Here is a 17,439-nt window from a genome sequence, read left to right as displayed (position 1 = left end):
TCCCATGATCTCACACAGAGACACAGAGACACAGAGGAAAGGCACGGAAGCTCTCTCTGTGCCTCTGTGTCTCTGTGTGAGCCCTGCAGTTGCCGTTCTCTCGCTTCTCGCGGCGTGCGCCCCCGCCGCGCCCTCGCCCGCGGCGCCGGAGCCGGGCGCGTTCGTGGTGATGCTGGGGCCGGACACGGTGGCGGTGGAGCGCTACACCCGCACGGCGGACCGGCTCGTGGGCGAGCTCGTCATCCGCGAGCCGCGCACCGCCACCCGCCGCTACACCGCGGAGCTGGCGCCGGACGGCTCCGTGCGCCGTCTCCACGTGGAGCTGCACACCATCGGCGCCGACCAGCCGCTGACGCCCTACACCTTCACCGACGACTTCGGCCGGGACACCATCACGCAGGTGTACGTGCGCGACACCCTCCGCGAAAGCTTCCGCATCCCCGCACCCGGCCCGGCGCTCCCCCTGCTGCGGCACTCGCTGGCGCTGCGCGAGCAGGCGATCCGCTACGCACGGCGCGCGGGGCGGGGCGGAACCGCGCGCTTCCACCTCTTCGGGGTGGGTGAGGACTCGGTGGTGGCGGTGGAGGTGCGGCCGGAAGGGGGCGACAGCGTCTCGCTGCACTCCATCGACGGCGAGATGCGCGCGTGGACCGACACCGACGGCCGGCTGCTGCGCTGGGATGGATTGCGTAGCACGGCAAAGGTTGCCGGCGCCCGTGTTTCCGGGGCCGACGTGCCCGCGCTGGCCGCGGAATTCGCGGCGCGCGACCGCGCGGGGCGGGGAATCGGACAGCTTTCCCCGCGCGACTCCGTGAGCCTGCGCGTCGGCGGCGCGCACGTCTCGGTGGCGTACGGGCGCCCCTCGCTGCGCGGGAGAACGGCGGTGGGCGGCGTGCTGGTGCCGTGGGACCAGGTGTGGCGCACCGGCGCCAACCTGCCCACGCGGCTGTACACGGACCGCGCGCTGGAAATCGGCGGCACGCGTGTGGATCCGGGCGTTTATGCCCTCTACACCCTCCCCACGCGCGCCGGCTGGACGCTGATCCTGAACCGCCGCACCGGCGGCTCGGGGCGCGACTACGACCCCGCGCAGGACGTCGCCCGCATCCCCGTTTCCGCCCGACCCCTCACGGCTCCGGTGGAACAGCTCACCATCCGGATGGAGCCGGCGGCGGATGGCGCGGGAGTGGTGCTCATCGCGTGGGAAACGACGGAAGTGAGAATCCCGCTCCGCGCGCTGTGACCGCAGCGGAGCGGCAGCGGGACAAACGAGTACGGCGGCGACGTTTGCGGGCATCGGCAACTCCGTCCTTTTGCCGCCTGCACTGTTGCGCAAACGTGGTGCAGCCACTACACTAGAGCGCCGACCCCCGGGCGCGCCCAGTCCCACCCAGCGCCGGGCTCCAGCACCCGTATTCTCCAAACTCTCGTTTCCCCGGATACCACGCGCCTCGGCCGCCCCTCGCGGCCGTAGTGGTCCCCTCCGTGGATTTTCCCGTTCCCGTCGCGCGACCCCCACCGGAGTACCCCCATGAAGCTCGAGCTCTTCCGCATCCGTCCGGCACTCGCCCTGGCCGCGCTCGCCCTGGTGGCCGCGTGTCAGGACGTGGTGCAGCCCAAGCAGGCAAATCCCGGCGATCCTTTTGCGGGGCTCAAGGCGGGGCTGCACCCGGTGCTGGTGGTGACCGAGGCCGGCCCCGTCACCACGTACGCCGAGGTCCGCCTCCGCCGCGTGCAGACCAGCGCCTCCATCGCCAGCTTCCAGGCGCAGCTCGCCTACGACACCACGCAGCTCTCCGTGCTCGGGGCCGACTTCCCCGCCGGGGTGGACGGCGCCTGGCACGAGGTGTCGCCCGGGCAGGTGCGCTTCGCCGGAGCCGCCGCGGGCGGGCTGGACGACGTGGCGATGGCCACGCTCCGCTTCGCGTCGAAGAAGCCGGCCGGCCAGCGCACCTTCAGCCTGGACTTCCAGGAGCTGGTGGGCGCCAACGATTTCAGCGACCTCGCCCCCATGGTCGCGGCCGGTTCGCCGCTGATCGTGTCCGCCTACCCCGCCCGGTAAATCCCTCCGCCGGTCTCTTTCGACAGGATATAGAACGATGATGCGTCGCTTTTCACTCAAGGCGGCCGTGCTGGCCGGGGTGCTCCTCCTGGGCGCCCTGATCCCCGCACTGGCCCAGCAGCGTGACCCTGGCCTGGTGGGTGACGTCAATGGCGACGGCCGAATCACATCGGCCGACGCCCTCGCCGTTTATGCCTACCTGGCGGGGCGGCCGATCCCGGCCACCTTCGACGTCCCCGGCCGCGGCGACGCGGACGGTGACGGGCAGATCACCCGCGCGGACGCGGAGCTGATCATGCGCGTGGCCGTGGGCCAGGCGTCCGGCGACCGCCCGGTGGGCAAGCCGGTCGTTCCCGGCACCGCGCCCGCCGAGGGGCCGCTGCGGCTGCAGTGCGTGGCGAACACGCGCTCCGCCACGGTGCGCTGCTCCGAGCCAGGGGCGCCCGCGCCCGCCGGAGCGCAGGGCGACCGCATCTACTACGGCGGACAGCACGTGAACGTCTCGCTCATCACGGACAACGTGACGGTGGCGGCGGACACGTTCGCGTTCGACATGCGGGTGAAGAACCTGATCGGGCAGGCGATCGGCACGCACGACGGCGTCGCCATGGACTCCGTCAAGGTGTTCTTCGACGCCGAGCCGCGGAACACCTCCGCGACGCCCAACAACGGCACCGTCACGGCGGTGAACCACGACGGCGCGCAGCCGTTCATCACGAGCGAGCCGCAGAAGTACTTCTCGTACGGCGAGATCATCCAGCCGCAGGGGACCTCGGCGGTGCGCCGGTGGAAGCTGCGCAGGGACGCGGCGGTGGAGAGCTTCACCTTCTTCCTGTGGGTGAGCTCGCCGGTGCAGCACCCCAACGGGTGGGTGGACGTGTACCCCGACAGCGCCGAGATCTCGGCCGGGGCGACGCTCCAGCTCACGGACACGGTTCGCAACCGGCTGGGCCGCCCCGTGGGCGGCACGGTGACCTGGTCGAGCGCCAACCCGGCGGTCGCCACGGTGAGCACGAACGGGCTGGTGACGGGCGTGGCGGACGGGACGGTGGTGATCACCGGCTCCACGCCGAACCGCAGCTCCGGGACGATGACGCTCACGGTGCGCACGGCCTCGGCGGACAGCTCCACCATCACCGCCTCGCCGGCCACGCTGCCGGTGCGCGACACGTCGGGCATCACCGTCCAGCTTCGCTCCGCCAACGGCACGCCGATCACGCGCAGCGGCGGCACGGTGGTCCTGAACGCCAGCGGCGGCACGCTGACGGCCGTGACGGACAACAACAACGGCACCTACACGGCGAAGCTGACCAGCGCCACGGTGGGCGTGGTGCGGGTGAGCGGCACGCTGAACGGCACCGCGCTGGCCGACACGGCCGACGTGACCTTCACCGCGGGCGCCGCGGCGGGATACGTCGTCACCTCCAGCGCCTCGTCGGTCGCGGCCGGCTCGCCGGTGACGATCACGGCGCAGACGGTGGACGCGGACAGCAACGCGGTGGCCGCGGGTGGCACCGTGGTCAACTGGACGAGCACGAACGGCGGCTCCTTCGCCTCCGCCGCTTCGACGACGGACTCGGCGGGCACGGCGACGGTGGTCTTCACCACCAGCACCACTGCTGGCGTGACGCACACCGTGACCGCGACGGACTCGCTCAATCGCACGGGCACGAGCGGCAACATCGTGACGCAGGTGGGCGCGGCGGCCAAGCTCGCCATCACCCAGCAGCCCACGAACACGGCCGCCGGCTCGTCCATCTCGCCGGCCGTGACGGTCGCCATCCAGGACGCCAACGGCAACGTGGTGACCACCGCCGCGGACAGCGTCTCGGTGTCCATCGGCACCAACCCGGCGGGCGGCACGCTGTCGGGCACCACGACGGTGGCGGCCGTGAACGGCGTCGCGACCTTCTCCAACCTCTCGCTCGACAAGGCGGGCACGGGCTACACGCTGGCCTTCGCCAGCGGCGGCCTGACGGGTGCGACGAGCAGCGCGTTCAACGTCACGGCGGGCGCGGCGGCGAAGCTGGTCCTCGTGACGCAGCCCTCCGACAGCGTGCAGAGCGGCGCCGCCTTCCCGCGGCAGCCGGTGGTGCAGCTGCAGGACGCGAACGGCAACCCGGTGGCGCAGGCGGGCGTGAGCGTCACGGCGGCGATCGCCTCGGGCGGCGGCACGCTGGGCGGCACTGCCACGATCAACACGAACGCGAGCGGCACGGCCACCTTCACCGACCTGTCGATCACCGGCACGGTGGGTGACCGCACGCTCTCCTTCTCGGCGACCGGGCTGACCGGCGCCACCTCGAACACGGTCTCGGTTGCGGCCGGCGCGGCTTCGCAGCTCATCTTCTCGGTGCAGCCGTCGAATACGGCGGCCGGCGCGGCGATCACTCCCGCCGTGCAGGTGACGGTCACGGACGCCAGCGGCAACCTGGTCACGGGCTATGCAGACAGCGTGACCGTCGCCATCGGCACCAACCCGTCGAGCGGCACGCTTTCGGGCACCAAGCGGGTGGTGGCGGTCAACGGCGTCGCGACCTTCTCCGACCTGTCGATCGACAAGTCGGGCACGGGCTACACGCTGGGCGCGAGCTCCGGCAGCCTGACGGGCACCAGCGCGGCGTTCAACGTCACCGCGGGTGCGGCGTCGCACAACACCAGCACCATCACGGCCAACCCGACCTCCATCGTGGCCGACGGGGCGAGCACCTCCACCATCACGGTGCAGCTCAAGGACGCCAACGGGAACAACCTGACGGCGAGCGGCGGAACGGTGCTCATCGAGACCTCGAGCGGCACCATGAGCGCCACGACGGACAACAACGACGGCACCTACACCGCCACGCTGACCTCCGGCACCGTGGTCGCCAACACGGTGCAGATCACGGCCAAGCTGGATAGCTTCAACCTCGCCAACACCACGACGGTGGCCTTCACGCCCGGCGCCCCGGCGTCGTACGTGGTGCTGCGCTCGGAGATCAACCCCGTCGCGGGGGCCACGGTCACGATCACCGCGCAGCTGGTGGACGCCAACGGCAACGCGGTGCCCGTGGCCAACCGCACGGTGACGTGGAGCAGCACCAACGGCGGCTCCTTCGCCACCCCCACCAGCCAGACGATGTCGACCGGTGAGGCCACCGTCGTGTTCACGACGAGCACGACGGCCGGCACGGTGCACACGGTGACCGCCACCGACGGTGACGGGGTGACGGGAACCAGCGGCCCCATCACCACACAGGTGGGCGCGGCGGCCAAGCTGGGCTTCGTGCAGCAGCCCACCAACACGGTGGCTGGCGCGTCGATCACGCCCGCCGTGACGGTGGCCATCCAGGACGCCAACGGCAACACGGTCACCACGGCCACGGACGGCGTGACGATCGCCATCGGCAACAACCCGGGGAGCGGCACGCTCGGCGGGACGGTGACGGTGGGGGCGGTGGACGGCATCGCGACCTTCCCCAACCTCTCCATCAACAAGGCGGGGACGGGCTACACGCTGGCCGCCAGCGCGACCGGCCTGACCGGCGCCACGAGCGGCGCCTTCGACATTACTCCGGGCGCCCCGGCGGCGCTGGCCTTCACGGTCCAGCCCTCCAACGTGGTGGCCAGCGCCCCGATCACTCCGGCGGTGCAGGTGTCCATCGTGGACGCCAACGGCAACCTGGTGACGACCGCCACGGACAACGTGACGCTCGCCATCGGCACCAACCCGTCGAGCGGCACGCTCTCCGGCACCACCACGGTGGCGGCGGTGAACGGCGTGGCAACCTTCTCCAACCTGAGCATCAACGCGGTGGGCACCGGCTACACGCTGGCCGCCACCTCCGGCTCGCTGACGGGCACCACGAGCACGGCGTTCAACGTGACGCACGGCCCGCTGCACCACTTCCGCATCGACAGCATCGGCGCCCAGCTCGACGACACGCCGTTCAACGTGCGGGTGACCGCGCAGGACGAGTTCAACAACACGGTCACCAGCTTCACCGGCACGGTGGGCTTCACCTCCACGCCCAGCGGCGCGATCACGGCGGGCGCCACCTCCGGCGCCTTCACGGCCGGGGTCCTGACCTCGCACGCCATCACCTTTGGGACGCCGGGCAGCTTCACGCTCACGGCCACAAACACGGCGGGCGCGCAGGCCGGCACCAGCAACTCCTTCGAGGTGCAGGCGTCGCCGACGGCGGTAAACGAGGGTCCCGCGTCGAACAGCGTGCCGGGGCAGCCGTTCCACGCCTTCTACAGCACCGCCGGCAACCCGCAGACGTACACGCTTGCGGCGCCCGGCCTGCTTTCCAACGACAACCTCGGCTTCCCGGCCGCGACGATCACCTCATTCGGCGCGGACAGCCTCGGCGGGTCGGTGACGACCCACGCGGCGGGGAGCACCGTCAGCCCGCTCCCGGGGACGGGCCGCACCACGGGCTCGCTCTCGGTGGGTGCTGACGGAAGCGTCACCTTCACGCCGCCGGACGGGTTCACCGGCAACTACGTCTTCCGGTACCGGCTGACGAACGCGCGCGGCTTCTCGGACGGACAGGTGACGATCGCGGTAGGCGCGCGCCCGAGCGCGGTGAACGACACGTACTCGCCGCAGCTGGTGGGCAACGTGCCGGTCAACACGGCCACCAGCACGCAGTTCCGCGTGACGACGAACGACACGGGCGACGGCAAGGTGCTCGCCATCACGGGCCAGTCCAACGGCACGGCGACGCTCAACGCGGACAGCACCTTCACCTTCAGGCCCAACGCGGGCTACAACGGGCCGGCGAGCTTCACCTACACGGTGACCAACGGCTTCGGGACCTCCGCCGCGGCGACGGTTTCGCTGACGGTGGGGACGCCCATCTGGTTCATCAACTCGGCCGCGGCAGCTGGTGACGGGCGCTACGACGCACCGTTCAACTCGCTGTCGAGCTTCGCGGCGATCAACAACGGAACGGGGAACAACCCGGCCGCCAACGACAACATCTTCCTGTACGCGGGGACGTACGCCGGTCCGGTGACGCTCCTGAACGGGCAGAAGCTGATCGGTCAGCGGGCCACGGCCTCGCTCAGCTCCATAGCGGGCGTGACCTGGCCCGCGGACTCGGGCGCCGAGCCGTCCATGAGCAGCGCCTCGGCGCTGGACGTGACGGCGGCGGGCGGCACGGCAGTGACGCTGGCCAACGTCGGCAGCGCGACCGCGGCCAACAACACGCTGCGCGGCTTCAACTTCGGCAACGTGACCGCGACCGGCACGGCGCTGGCCGGCACCAGCTTCGGGGCGCTGGGGATCTCGGAAGTCGGGATCAACACCAACGGGCGCGCGCTCAACCTGACCACCGGCACTCTCGAGGGGAGCCTCACGGGCGTGACCTCCACCGGCGGTGCCGGCAACATCGCCCTGAGCGGCGTCAGGACTACCGGCACGTTCAGCTTCGGCTCGGGAGCGCTCTCGGGCGCCACCTCGGACGCGCTGGCCGTGACGGGCGCCTCGACGGGGTCCTTTACCTACGGCGGCACCATCGCTGGCGGCGCGGGCGCCGCGGTCAACGTCGGCGGGGGTACGTCGACGCTGGCGCTCTCCGGCAACGTGTCGCAGGGCAACAACTTCGCGCTGCTCAACGTCACGGGCGGGCACTCGGGGACGCTGACCATGACCGGCCAGCTCTCCGCGACCAACGGCACGGGGCTCCAGTTCAGCGACGCGGACGGGAGCTACAACCTGGACGGCGTGCAGGCGTCGTCGGTGCTGAACGGCGGCGACGCGGGGATCGACATCCTCGCGGGCTCGGCGGGTACCTTCACCTTCGGTACCAACCTGGCGATCTCCAACCCGTCCGGCACGGCGGTCTACGTCCACGCGAGCTCGCCGACTCTGGTGGTGAAGGGCGCAGTCACGCAGGGTGCCGCCAAGCGGGGGATCTACCTGCAGGACAACACCGGCGGCACGTCGACGTTCAGCGGAGTCCTGGCGCTGAACACCACGACGCAGAACGCCTTCGAGGCCACCCACACTTCGCTGGCCGGGACGGTAATAGCGTCGAACGCCGCGAACGTGCTCTCGACGACGACGGGGACTGCGCTGCGGGTCAACAACGTCAACATCGGAGTCGGCGGGCTGGTGTTCCGCAGCGTCTCGGCCAACGGCGCACCGAACGGCATCGTGCTGAACAACACCGGCACGACGGCGGGGCTCACGGTGAGCGGCACCGGGTCCGCGGGGACGGGCGGGACGATCCAGAACACCTCGATCTCCGGGATCAATCTCACCAGCGCCCAGAACATCAGCCTGAGCTGGATGAACCTGACGAACGCCAATTCGACGGACGCGGGCGGCTCGGGTGTCTGCGACGGCACCACGAACACGCTGTGCAACGGAGCCATCAAGCTGAACGGCGTCCGCAGCGTGCTCCTTGACCGGATTGCGATCAGCGGGGCGGCGGAGCAGGGGATCAACGGCACCAACGTGACCGGCCTTACGCTGAGCAACAGCACCATCAGCGGGGCCGGGAACGAGGTCAACGAGAGCGGGATCTACATCTTCGGGCTGTTCGGCACGACGGCGGCGGGAACGGCCAACTCGATCACGAACACCACCGTGACGGGCTCGGGCTCGGCGAACCACAACGTCTTCATCCGCAACAGCACGGCGACCAACGCGGCGCCGGGTGCGCCGGACCGGCTGCTGATCTCTTCGAGCAGCTTCATCAACCCGGGGTCCCCCGCGGTCAACGCCGGCCCGTCGGACGGCATCACGGTGTCGCTGCGGTCGACCGCCAACTTCCAGACGGTGGTGCAGAACAGCACCTTCACCCAGGACGTCCTGGCGAACGGTACGGACGGCATCCAGGTGGACGCCGGCGACAACAGCTTCTCGGACGTTTCGATCACCGGGAGCAGCTTCGGCGGGACGGCGGGGTGGAACCAGGCACCGATCAACCTTTCGGGCAGCGGTAACCACACCACCACCTTCTCGGTCACCAGCAACCCGCTGATCAAGGGCGGCGTCGGGAATGGTGTCAACGTGATTTCGAACGGCGGCGGCCTCATGCGGGGCACCATCGCCAGCAACACGAACATCACTTCCTCGCAGGGGAACAACAACGGGATTGGGATCGCGATCGAGGCTTCTGGCTTCCCCACCGGCGGCAGCGACGGGCGGGCGATCGTGGACGTGAACGGCAACACCGTCACGGCGTACGCGATCGGGATGCGAGGCACCACGCGCGGGCAGGGTCGGTCCGCAGCCGCGGACCTCACGATCCGCAACAACACGGTAACCGCGGGTGGGACCTTCCCAGCGTACGGCTTGTTGCTGACGGCGGGGAACGCCGACAATCAGAATACGACCCGCACCTGCGTGAACCTGACGAATAACCAGATCACCGCGACAGCGGGCGGGATCGTGGACTACGGGCTGGAGCAGTGGAACACGGGAACGTTCCAGATCCAGGGGCTCACCGGAAGCGGCACGGACCCGAACAACGTCAAGAACTTCGTGTCGTCGCGCGACATCGGCGGCGCGACGGTGGACGCGGTGGTGGGCAGCACGGTCAACTACACGTCGGCGACCTGCGCCACCCCCTGACGGAATGCTCCTGCGCGGTCCCGCCGGGGCCGCGCGGGAGTCACCGAGGAAGGCTGGGGTGGTGCGGGTGCGCCACCCCGCCCTTCTTTTTAGACGCGGAGGAGTGCAGGGGAACCGCGGGGGCGAGAGTGGCGCCCGGTTCCGGGACGTGTGGAGGCGGCTGGGCTTTTCTTCCGTATTCTAACCAACAGCAACGGAGGGCGTATGGCGGAGCCGTTCCTTTCGGAGATCCGCGTCATGTCGTTCAATTTTGCGCCCAAGGGGTGGGCGATGTGCAACGGGCAGCTCCTGCCGATCAACCAGAACCAGGCGCTCTTCTCGCTGCTCGGCACCACGTACGGGGGGAACGGGCAGACCACCTTCGCCCTCCCCAACCTGCAGGGGAAGACGCCGATCCACACCGGTTCGGGGTTCACCCTCGGTCAAACGGGTGGCGAGCAGAGCCACACCCTTTCGATCGCGGAGCTCCCCACGCACGTGCACGTGGCCAATGCCCTCTCCGTGACGGCGGCCACACCGGTACCCACCGGGAACATGCTGGCGACCTCCTCCGGAGAGATCTACTCCGACGCGGCCGCTCTCGTTGCGATGGCCCCTGGAACGATCGGGAACGTCGGGGGAAGCCAATCGCACCTGAACATGCAGCCGTATCTCGCGCTTAACTTCTGCATCGCCCTGCAGGGGATCTTCCCCTCGCCCAACTAGGAGAACACCGCGATGGCGCAACCATACGTGGGCGAGATCCGGATCTTTGCGGGGAATTTCGCCCCCATGGGCTGGATCTTCTGCGCAGGGCAGCTCCTGCCGATCTCGGAAAACGAGACGCTTTTCCAGCTCATCGGCACCACCTACGGCGGTGATGGGGAGAGCACCTTCGCAATTCCGGATCTGCGCGGCCGCCTTCCGATCCACCAGGGAAACGGTTTCGTGCTGGCGGAGAGCGGCGGAGCGGAGGAGATCACGCTGACCGCCAACCAGATTCCGGTGCACACCCACGCCTTCCTGGCGGCCGGGCAGAACGCGCTCTACGCGGCCCCGGGCACACACCTCCTGGCGCAGCCCTCGGTCATCGACCAGTACCGGACGGTCCCGCCCAACAACGCGATGGCGCCGCAGTCCGTGGGGCCGGTGGGCGGCTCTCAGCCGCACAGCAACTTCCAGCCGTACCTCTGCCTCAACTTCATTCTCTCGCTGTACGGCATCTTTCCATCCCCCACCTGAGAGAGACACAGACATGGCCGATCCGTTCGTGGCAGAGATCCGCATCTTCCCGTTCACCTTCCCGCCCAAGGGTTGGGCGTGGTGCAATGGGCAGCTCCTGCCGCTCTCGCAGAACACCGCGCTGTTCTCCCTCCTGGGCACCGTGTACGGAGGGGATGGGAAGAGCACCTTCGCGCTGCCCGATCTGCAAGGAAGTGCGCCGATGCACCCGGGGCAGGGATCCGGGCTGTCGCCGCACTCTCTGGGGGAGATGAGTGGAAGCCAGACCATCACGTTGCTGGAGAGCGAGATTCCGGCGCATTCCCACGCGCTCATGGCGCAGTCGAACCTGGCGAACTCGAAGCTCCCGGCGAACACCTCCATCGCGCGCCCGGTGGGTGGACTCTCGTTCGCCACTCCGCCGGGTACGACGGTGAGCATGGATCCGAATACCATCGCTCCCGCCGGCGGCGACCAGCCGCACAACAACATGATGCCGTACCTCACCTTGAACTTCAACATCGCGATGCAGGGCGTGTTCCCGCCGCGCGGCTGAGCGGCGGCGGCTGGTGCCGAGGTGCGGCCGCTTTGCCGCGCGCTTGGCGCCAGCGTGAGAACATGTAAGCGTGAAAAGTGTGGGGTGCGGCCGCGTGTTCCTGCGCGGCCGCACCCGTTTCGATCCACCCCGAATCGATGTGTGAGCGATGATCGTGGGGCGACAGGTGGAGGAGGTGACGCTCCGTCCGGCGGGGGATGACGACCTTCCCTTCCTGCTGCGCGTGTACGCGGAGTCGCGCCAGGAGGAGCTGGCGCAGGTGCCCTGGACCGCGGAGCAGAAGGAGGCGTTTCTGCGGCAGCAGTTCGAGGCGCAGCACGCATGGTGGCGGGAGCACTACACCGGCGCGTCGTTCGACCTCGTGCTGGTGGGCGGCCGCCCCGCCGGGCGCCTGTACGTGGACGAGTGGGCGCGCGAGATCCGCATCGTGGACATCTCCCTGCTCGCGGAGCACCGCGGGCGCGGATACGGTACGCAGCTCCTCCGCGGCGTCCTGGCGCGGGGTGACGCGGCGGGGAAGCCGGTCAGCATCCACGTGGAGCGGATGAACCCGGCGCTGCGCCTATATCAGCGGCTCGGCTTTCAACTCGTGGAGGACAAGGGCGTGTACCTGCTGATGGAGCGGCCGCCCACGGGCTCCGCGTAGGAAAAACCATCACACAGAGAGCGCGGAGGGGCACTGAAAGACACGGAGAAGAGCTTCTTCCGTTCTTTCAGTGCCCCTCCGTGTCTCTGTGTGAGGCGGGTTTCAGCTGAAGACCGCCTCGTAGCGCGTCCCGTCGCTCTCGGGCTGCAGCGGGACGAGGAAGAGCGGGAACGGCTCCATGCCCTCCGTGTCGACCGTGTAGGTGGCCTGCGGAATCGTGTGGCCGCGGTCCGCGCTGAAGAGCAGGGTGAAGGGATGGCGCTTTCCGTCGCTGTCGTCGCCCCAGAGGGTGACGGAAAGGAGCTCCGCGGGCATGAAGTGCCGGTCGTCCACGATCACGCGGAAGGTCTTGCCCACGTAGGGCTGGAAGGTCTCGGCGTTGAAGGTATCGAGCATGGATCTGCGATGGAGGGTTAGCCGGGAAGCACGAACGCGCCCAGGTCGACCTGCGAGATGCCGCCGTTGGACTGGAGCTCCGCCTGCCCGAGGTCGTTGAAGGCGATGGTGAGCTGCCCGCCGCCTTCGTACCGGAAGACCATCTCCTCGCCCTGGTATGACAGGAGCACGCCCCACGTGGCCTTGCTGTACCCGCCGATCTGCCGGTCCCCAATGTCGTGCACCATCATCTCCCCGAGCCCCGGCACGGTGATGGTCGCGTCGCCGAGCGCCCCCTTGGGCTGCCCGCTCGACCCCGGCTGGACGGTGAAGCTGGCGCCTGCACTGTTGTTCACGATGATCGGGCGCCAGAAGTGGTTCGTGACGTTCAGGGTGTACATGGGGTGTGGCTCCTGGAGGGATGGAAAGAGGTGGGCTGCGCGGTGAACATGCACCCCCCGCGCGCCCGCGGCCAGCCATGGCCCCGGATGCGCCGAAACGTGCGTCCGGGCCTCCGTGGCAGCCCCAATACCCGTTATCGCCCCGTGAAGCTCGCCGGGCGCTTCTCCAGGAAGGCGGCCACCCCTTCGCGCTTGTCGTCGCTGGCGAAGCAGGTGGCGAATAGCTCGGTTTCGTAGGCGAGGCCGGCCGCCATGGGCATCTCGGCGGCGGCGCGGACGGCGGACTTGGCCATCTGCAGCGCGACCGGGGACTTGGCGGCCATGCCGCGCGCCAGCTCCAGCGTACGCTCGCGCAGCTCGGCGGCGGGGTGCACCAGGTCCACCAGGCCGATGCGCAGCGCCTCGGTGGCGTCGATGATCTCGCCAGTGAGGACCAGGCGCATGGCCTGGCCGGTGCCCACCACGCGCGGAAGCCGCTGCGTGCCGCCCCCGCCGGGGATGATCCCCAGGTTGATCTCCGGCTGCCCCAGCTTCGCTGTGTCCGCGGCGATGCGGAGGTCGCAGGCCAGCGCCAGCTCGCACCCGCCGCCCAGCGCGAAGCCGTTGATCATGGCGATCACCGGCTTCGGGTACGCGGCGATCTCGTCGAAGACGCGGCGGCCGGTCATGACGGCGCGCTGCTCGAGCGGCGTGCGCTCGGCGAACTCGCCGATGTCGGCACCGGCCACGAACGCCTTCTCCCCCGCGCCGGTGAGCACCAGGACGCGCACCTCGGCGTCGTCGCGCAGCTCGTCCAGGGCGGCGATCAGCTCGCGGCGCACGGCGGCGTTGAGGGCGTTGCGCTTCTCGGGGCGGTCGACGGTCAGGATGGCGACGGCGCCGTCGCGCTCGATGCGGACGGTCTCCATCACTTCCCCTCCCAGTCGTAGAAGCCGCGCCCGCTCTTCTTCCCAAGCCGCCCCTCGGCCACCATGCGGCGCAGGATCTCCGGGGGGCGGTATTGCTCGCCGCCCAGCTCGCCGTGGAGGTACTCGGCGATCCCAAGGCGCACGTCCAGGCCCACGACGTCGGTCAGCTTGAGCGGACCCATGGGGTGGTTGTAGCCCAGCTCCATGGCGCGGTCGATGTCCTGCGGCGAGGCGACGCCCTCCTCCACCATGCGCATCGCCTCCAGCCCCAGCACGACGCCCAGGCGCGACGACGCGAACCCCGGCGTGTCCGTCACCATGATCGCCTCCTTGCCGATGCGCGCGGCGAAGGCGAGTGAGGCATCGACCGTCACCTGTGACGTGTCGCGGCCGCGCACCACCTCCAGCAGCTTCATGATGTGGACGGGGTTGAAGAAGTGCAGCCCCACCACCCGCTCCGGCCGCGCCGTCGACGCCGCGATCCGCGACACGCTGAGCGATGACGTGTTGCTCGCCAGGATCGCGTCCGCCTGGGCGGCTTCGTCGGCCTCGCGGAAGATGCGCTCCTTGAGCTCCATCGCCTCGGGGACGGCCTCGATCATCAGCCCCGCGTCCGCCACGGCGGCGCGGAGGGTCTCGGCGGCGCGCAGGCGGCCGCGAGCGGCGGCGGCATCCGCGGCGGCGACTTTGCCGCGCTCCACGCCCTTGTCCAGGTTCTCGCCGATGCGGGCGAGGGCGCGGTCGACGGCGCCGGGCATGGGATCGAAGAGCGCCACGCCGTAGCCCGCCATCGCGCACACCTGCGCGATCCCGTGCCCCATGGTGCCGGCGCCGATCACGGCGACGCGGGAGTTGGAAAGCTCGCTCATGTCAGCCCTTGGAGTTGCGCGCCGGGAGGTTGCCGAGCGCGTTGCACACGGTTCCGAAGACGCGCTTGCCGTACCTGTGCTCCGCGAACGGCTGCGGCGCCCCCGCGGAATCCGCCGCGGCGCCCAGGTCCGTCACCACGCGCGTACCGCAGTTGATGCGGTGGCGCGATTCGGATTTCAGGGTGGAGGTCGCCGGGGCGTCGGGCGCGGCACGGACGGCCTCCGTCTGGCGGATCCAGACGACGCGCGTCCCCGTCTCCAGGACGATGCGCGAGGTGTCCAGCGAGGTGACGACGTTGTTGCTGGCGCCCAGCGTGATCCACGGCGCGGGCGAGCGCGGCACGTCGGGCGCCTTGCACGCGACTACCGTTACCAGTAACGCGACTCCGAATTTTCGTGCTCTCATCGTACCAGCTCGGGGAGGCGCTTGCATAGGGCAGGGAGCACGTACTGGCCAAACGGGTGCTCACGGAACGTATGCCAGCGAGTGCCCGGGCCGCGATCGACGATGCGGCCCGCGGCGTCCCGGGTCTCCATCGCGAGGTCGTCTACGCGCTCGGCGGCACAGGTGATCCGCTGGTGTGCGTCCACGCGGGTGAACGGCTTGCTTCCCGGCAGGGAGTCGGCTGCGGCTTCTGCATAGTCGAAGCGGAGCCACACGTCCGCGACGCCCCCGCGCACCGAGAGCCGCGACGTGTCGACGGAGGCGAGCGCCTGGCCGCCTTCGAAGATGACAACCCAGGGAGCGCGCGGCGCGGGGATCTGCGCCTGGCACGCGGTGGAGCCGACCAGTGCGGCGGATGTGATAAAGTGGAGTCGGTTCATCAGGGCAGGGAGGCGGTCATTCGCCGCGGAAGACGGGGGGGCGCTTTTCGTTGAAGGCGGCGATCCCCTCGCGCGCGTCGGCGGAGCGGAAGCAGGCCATCTGCTCGTCGCGCTCGGCGGCGAGGATCTCGTCCAGCGTGGCGTCCAGGGAACGGGCTAGCGTGCGCTTGGCGGCGGCGAGGGCGAGCGGCGGCTTGGCCGCGAGCTCCGCCGCGAATGCGCGAACCTCGTCCTCGAAGCGGTCCGCGGGGACGACGCGCTCGACGAGGCCGATCCGCAACGCCTCGTCCGCGGGGACCATGCGGGCGGAGAGGATCAGCTCCGCGGCGCGCCCGGCGCCCACCAGGCGGGGGAGGAACCAGCTGCCGCCCCAGTCGGGGTGAAGGCCAATGCGGTTGAAGGTCAGCCCGAACGACGCCTTGTCCGACGCGATGCGGACGTCGCACGCCAGCGCCAGCGACGCGCCGGCGCCCGCCGCGGGGCCGTTCACCGCCGCGATCACGGGCTGGCGCACCGCGCGGAGGCGGCGGACCGCGCGCATCCCGGACTCCACCAGCCGCTCGAACGCCTCGCTGTCGCCGCGGTCCACGAGATCGCCGGTGACCTCCAGGTCCGCGCCGGTGCCGAAGGCGCGGCCGTTACCAGTGATGACCAGAACCCGCACCGCCTCGTCGTCCGCGGCGCGGGCGATGGCGTCGTGCAGGTCGTCGCGCATGGTGCCGGCGAAGGCGTTGAGGCGCTCGGGGCGGTTGAGGGTGATCCAGGCGACGCCGTGCTCGACGCGGAGCAGGACGGTGTCGGTCACTCGACGCGCTCCACGATCATCGAAATCCCCTGGCCCACGCCGATGCACATGGTGGCGAGTCCGTAGCGCACGCCGCGGCGCCGCATCTCGTGCACCAGCGTGGTGAGGATGCGCGCGCCGGAGGAGCCCAGCGGGTGGCCCGTCGCGACCGCTCCGCCGGAGACGTTCACGATCTCCGGATCCAGCCCCAGCTCGCGGACGCAGGCGACGGACTGCGCGGCGAAGGCCTCGTTGATCTCCGCCAGCCCGACGTCCTCGATGCGCAGCCCCGCGCGGGCCAGCGCCTTTCGCGTCGCGGGCACGGGGCCGATCCCCATGCGCTGCGGCTCCACGCCGGCCACGTCGCTCGCCACCACGCGCGCCATCGGCCTCAGCCCCATTTCCTCCGCCACCGCGGCGGAGGCGACGAGGAGGGCGGAGGCGCCGTCGTTGAGGCCGGACGCGTTCCCCGCCGTCACGGTGCCGCGCTCCGCGCGGAAGGCGGCGCGCAGGCCGGTCAGCGACTCCAGCGTGGTGTCGGCGCGCGGGTGCTCGTCGGTCTCCACCACCCTGGGCGGACCCTTGCGCTGCGGGATCTCGATGGGGACGATCTCGCCCGCGAAGTGGCCGGCGGCGATGGCGGCGGCGGCGCGCTGCTGGCTGGCGAGCGCAAAGGCGTCCTGGTCCGCGCGCGACACGCCGAACTCCTCCGCCACGATCTCCGCCGTCTCGCCCAGAGAGACGGTCCACTCCTTGGGCATCTTCGGATTGACGAAGCGCCACCCCAGGAGCGAGTCCGCCATCTCGGGCACACCGCGCGCATACCCTTCCTGCGGCTTGAGCATCACCCACGGCGCGCGGGTCATGCTCTCCACCCCGCCGGCCACGAACAGCTCCCCCTCGCCGGCGCGAATGGCGTGCGCGGCGGAGCGGACGGCCTGGAGCCCCGACCCGCAGAGCCGGTTCACCGTCTGTCCCGGCACCGTTACTGGTAACCCGGCCAGGAGCCCGGCCATGCGCGCGACGTTGCGGTTGTCCTCGCCCGCCTGGTTGGCGCACCCCATGATCACGTCGTCGATGCGCGCCGCGTCCACCCCGGTGCGCTGCACGAGGGCGCGGATGACGTGCGCCGCCAGGTCGTCCGGCCGCACGGAAGCGAGCGAGCCGCCGTACCTGCCGACGGGCGTACGAACGGCGTCGAGGATGTATGCGTCGGTCATGAAAAAGAAGTCCTAAGTGCTAA

15 protein-coding genes are annotated in these 17,439 nt (G+C 70.2%); 7 read left to right on the top strand and 8 right to left on the bottom strand.

Features of this window, described 5'->3' with window-relative positions; translation table 11 throughout:
* The first annotated feature begins 76 nt into the window (after positions 1 to 76).
* The 7 genes from VF584_17695 (at position 77) to VF584_17665 (ending at position 12,034) form a co-directional block, all read left to right on the top strand.
* Complete coding sequence (locus tag VF584_17695; protein ID HEX8212014.1) at positions 77 to 1,243, top strand: DUF2911 domain-containing protein; 1,167 nt, start codon at positions 77 to 79, stop codon at positions 1,241 to 1,243.
* A 288-nt stretch (positions 1,244 to 1,531) separates the two neighbouring features.
* Positions 1,532 to 2,062: a hypothetical protein gene (locus VF584_17690; GenBank protein ID HEX8212013.1), complete on the top strand. Its 531-nt coding sequence runs from the start codon at positions 1,532 to 1,534 to the stop codon at positions 2,060 to 2,062.
* A gap of 37 nt (positions 2,063 to 2,099) precedes the next feature.
* Positions 2,100 to 9,632, top strand: a complete 7,533-nt coding sequence (locus VF584_17685; protein HEX8212012.1) for an invasin domain 3-containing protein — start codon at positions 2,100 to 2,102, stop codon at positions 9,630 to 9,632.
* Between the two features lie 204 nt (positions 9,633 to 9,836).
* A complete protein-coding gene (locus VF584_17680; GenBank protein HEX8212011.1) occupies positions 9,837 to 10,337 on the top strand; it encodes a tail fiber protein in 501 nt (166 codons plus the stop codon).
* Positions 10,338 to 10,349: 12 nt separating this feature from the next.
* Positions 10,350 to 10,853, top strand: a complete 504-nt coding sequence (locus VF584_17675) for a tail fiber protein (protein ID HEX8212010.1) — start codon at positions 10,350 to 10,352, stop codon at positions 10,851 to 10,853.
* A 13-nt stretch (positions 10,854 to 10,866) separates the two neighbouring features.
* On the top strand, positions 10,867 to 11,388 hold the full coding sequence (locus VF584_17670; protein ID HEX8212009.1) for a tail fiber protein: 522 nt from the start codon (positions 10,867 to 10,869) through the stop codon (positions 11,386 to 11,388).
* A 148-nt stretch (positions 11,389 to 11,536) separates the two neighbouring features.
* The gene (locus tag VF584_17665; GenBank protein ID HEX8212008.1) at positions 11,537 to 12,034 is read left to right on the top strand and encodes a GNAT family N-acetyltransferase; all 498 of its coding nucleotides are present in this window, start codon (positions 11,537 to 11,539) and stop codon (positions 12,032 to 12,034) included.
* Between the two features lie 102 nt (positions 12,035 to 12,136).
* On the opposite strand, the gene VF584_17660 is transcribed toward VF584_17665, so the two are convergent.
* From VF584_17660 to VF584_17625, 8 genes are all read right to left on the bottom strand, one after another.
* Positions 12,137 to 12,430, bottom strand: coding sequence for a hypothetical protein (locus tag VF584_17660; protein HEX8212007.1), 294 nt, complete (start codon positions 12,428 to 12,430; stop codon positions 12,137 to 12,139).
* A 17-nt stretch (positions 12,431 to 12,447) separates the two neighbouring features.
* Positions 12,448 to 12,810 (bottom strand): hypothetical protein, encoded by a 363-nt coding sequence (locus VF584_17655; GenBank protein ID HEX8212006.1) that lies wholly within the window; start codon positions 12,808 to 12,810, stop codon positions 12,448 to 12,450.
* Positions 12,811 to 12,944: 134 nt separating this feature from the next.
* A complete protein-coding gene (locus VF584_17650; protein ID HEX8212005.1) occupies positions 12,945 to 13,718 on the bottom strand; it encodes an enoyl-CoA hydratase-related protein in 774 nt (257 codons plus the stop codon).
* The gene (locus tag VF584_17645; GenBank protein HEX8212004.1) at positions 13,718 to 14,587 is read right to left on the bottom strand and encodes a 3-hydroxyacyl-CoA dehydrogenase family protein; all 870 of its coding nucleotides are present in this window, start codon (positions 14,585 to 14,587) and stop codon (positions 13,718 to 13,720) included. The genes VF584_17650 and VF584_17645 overlap by 1 nt, the downstream gene beginning before the upstream one ends.
* 1 nt (position 14,588) lies before the next feature.
* Positions 14,589 to 14,993 (bottom strand): hypothetical protein, encoded by a 405-nt coding sequence (locus VF584_17640; protein ID HEX8212003.1) that lies wholly within the window; start codon positions 14,991 to 14,993, stop codon positions 14,589 to 14,591.
* Positions 14,990 to 15,412: a hypothetical protein gene (locus VF584_17635; protein HEX8212002.1), complete on the bottom strand. Its 423-nt coding sequence runs from the start codon at positions 15,410 to 15,412 to the stop codon at positions 14,990 to 14,992. Before VF584_17635 ends, VF584_17640 begins: the two co-directional genes overlap by 4 nt.
* A gap of 16 nt (positions 15,413 to 15,428) precedes the next feature.
* Entirely contained in the window at positions 15,429 to 16,217 is a 789-nt protein-coding gene (locus VF584_17630; GenBank protein ID HEX8212001.1) for an enoyl-CoA hydratase-related protein, read from the bottom strand.
* A complete protein-coding gene (locus VF584_17625; GenBank protein ID HEX8212000.1) occupies positions 16,214 to 17,416 on the bottom strand; it encodes an acetyl-CoA C-acyltransferase in 1,203 nt (400 codons plus the stop codon). The genes VF584_17630 and VF584_17625 overlap by 4 nt, the downstream gene beginning before the upstream one ends.
* Positions 17,417 to 17,439 lie beyond the last annotated feature (23 nt).

It is taken from the genome of Longimicrobium sp. (genome assembly GCA_036389135.1).
GTDB lineage: Bacteria > Gemmatimonadota > Gemmatimonadetes > Longimicrobiales > Longimicrobiaceae > Longimicrobium.
This window is presented reverse-complemented; position numbering and strand designations above follow the sequence as displayed.

What these genes read in the sequence shown, in the direction of transcription:
- VF584_17635 (HEX8212002.1), bottom strand. Translation starts at nt 15,412, where the DNA reads ATGAACCGACTCCACTTTATCACATCCGCCGCACTGGTCGGCTCCACC.
- VF584_17650 (HEX8212005.1), bottom strand. Translation starts at nt 13,718, where the DNA reads ATGGAGACCGTCCGCATCGAGCGCGACGGCGCCGTCGCCATCCTGACC.
- VF584_17690 (HEX8212013.1), top strand. Translation starts at nt 1,532, where the DNA reads ATGAAGCTCGAGCTCTTCCGCATCCGTCCGGCACTCGCCCTGGCCGCG.
- VF584_17670 (HEX8212009.1), top strand. Translation starts at nt 10,867, where the DNA reads ATGGCCGATCCGTTCGTGGCAGAGATCCGCATCTTCCCGTTCACCTTC.
- VF584_17625 (HEX8212000.1), bottom strand. Translation starts at nt 17,416, where the DNA reads ATGACCGACGCATACATCCTCGACGCCGTTCGTACGCCCGTCGGCAGG.
- VF584_17660 (HEX8212007.1), bottom strand. Translation starts at nt 12,430, where the DNA reads ATGCTCGATACCTTCAACGCCGAGACCTTCCAGCCCTACGTGGGCAAG.
- VF584_17655 (HEX8212006.1), bottom strand. Translation starts at nt 12,810, where the DNA reads ATGTACACCCTGAACGTCACGAACCACTTCTGGCGCCCGATCATCGTG.
- VF584_17665 (HEX8212008.1), top strand. Translation starts at nt 11,537, where the DNA reads ATGATCGTGGGGCGACAGGTGGAGGAGGTGACGCTCCGTCCGGCGGGG.
- VF584_17675 (HEX8212010.1), top strand. Translation starts at nt 10,350, where the DNA reads ATGGCGCAACCATACGTGGGCGAGATCCGGATCTTTGCGGGGAATTTC.
- VF584_17645 (HEX8212004.1), bottom strand. Translation starts at nt 14,587, where the DNA reads ATGAGCGAGCTTTCCAACTCCCGCGTCGCCGTGATCGGCGCCGGCACC.
- VF584_17680 (HEX8212011.1), top strand. Translation starts at nt 9,837, where the DNA reads ATGGCGGAGCCGTTCCTTTCGGAGATCCGCGTCATGTCGTTCAATTTT.
- VF584_17640 (HEX8212003.1), bottom strand. Translation starts at nt 14,993, where the DNA reads ATGAGAGCACGAAAATTCGGAGTCGCGTTACTGGTAACGGTAGTCGCG.
- VF584_17685 (HEX8212012.1), top strand. Translation starts at nt 2,100, where the DNA reads ATGATGCGTCGCTTTTCACTCAAGGCGGCCGTGCTGGCCGGGGTGCTC.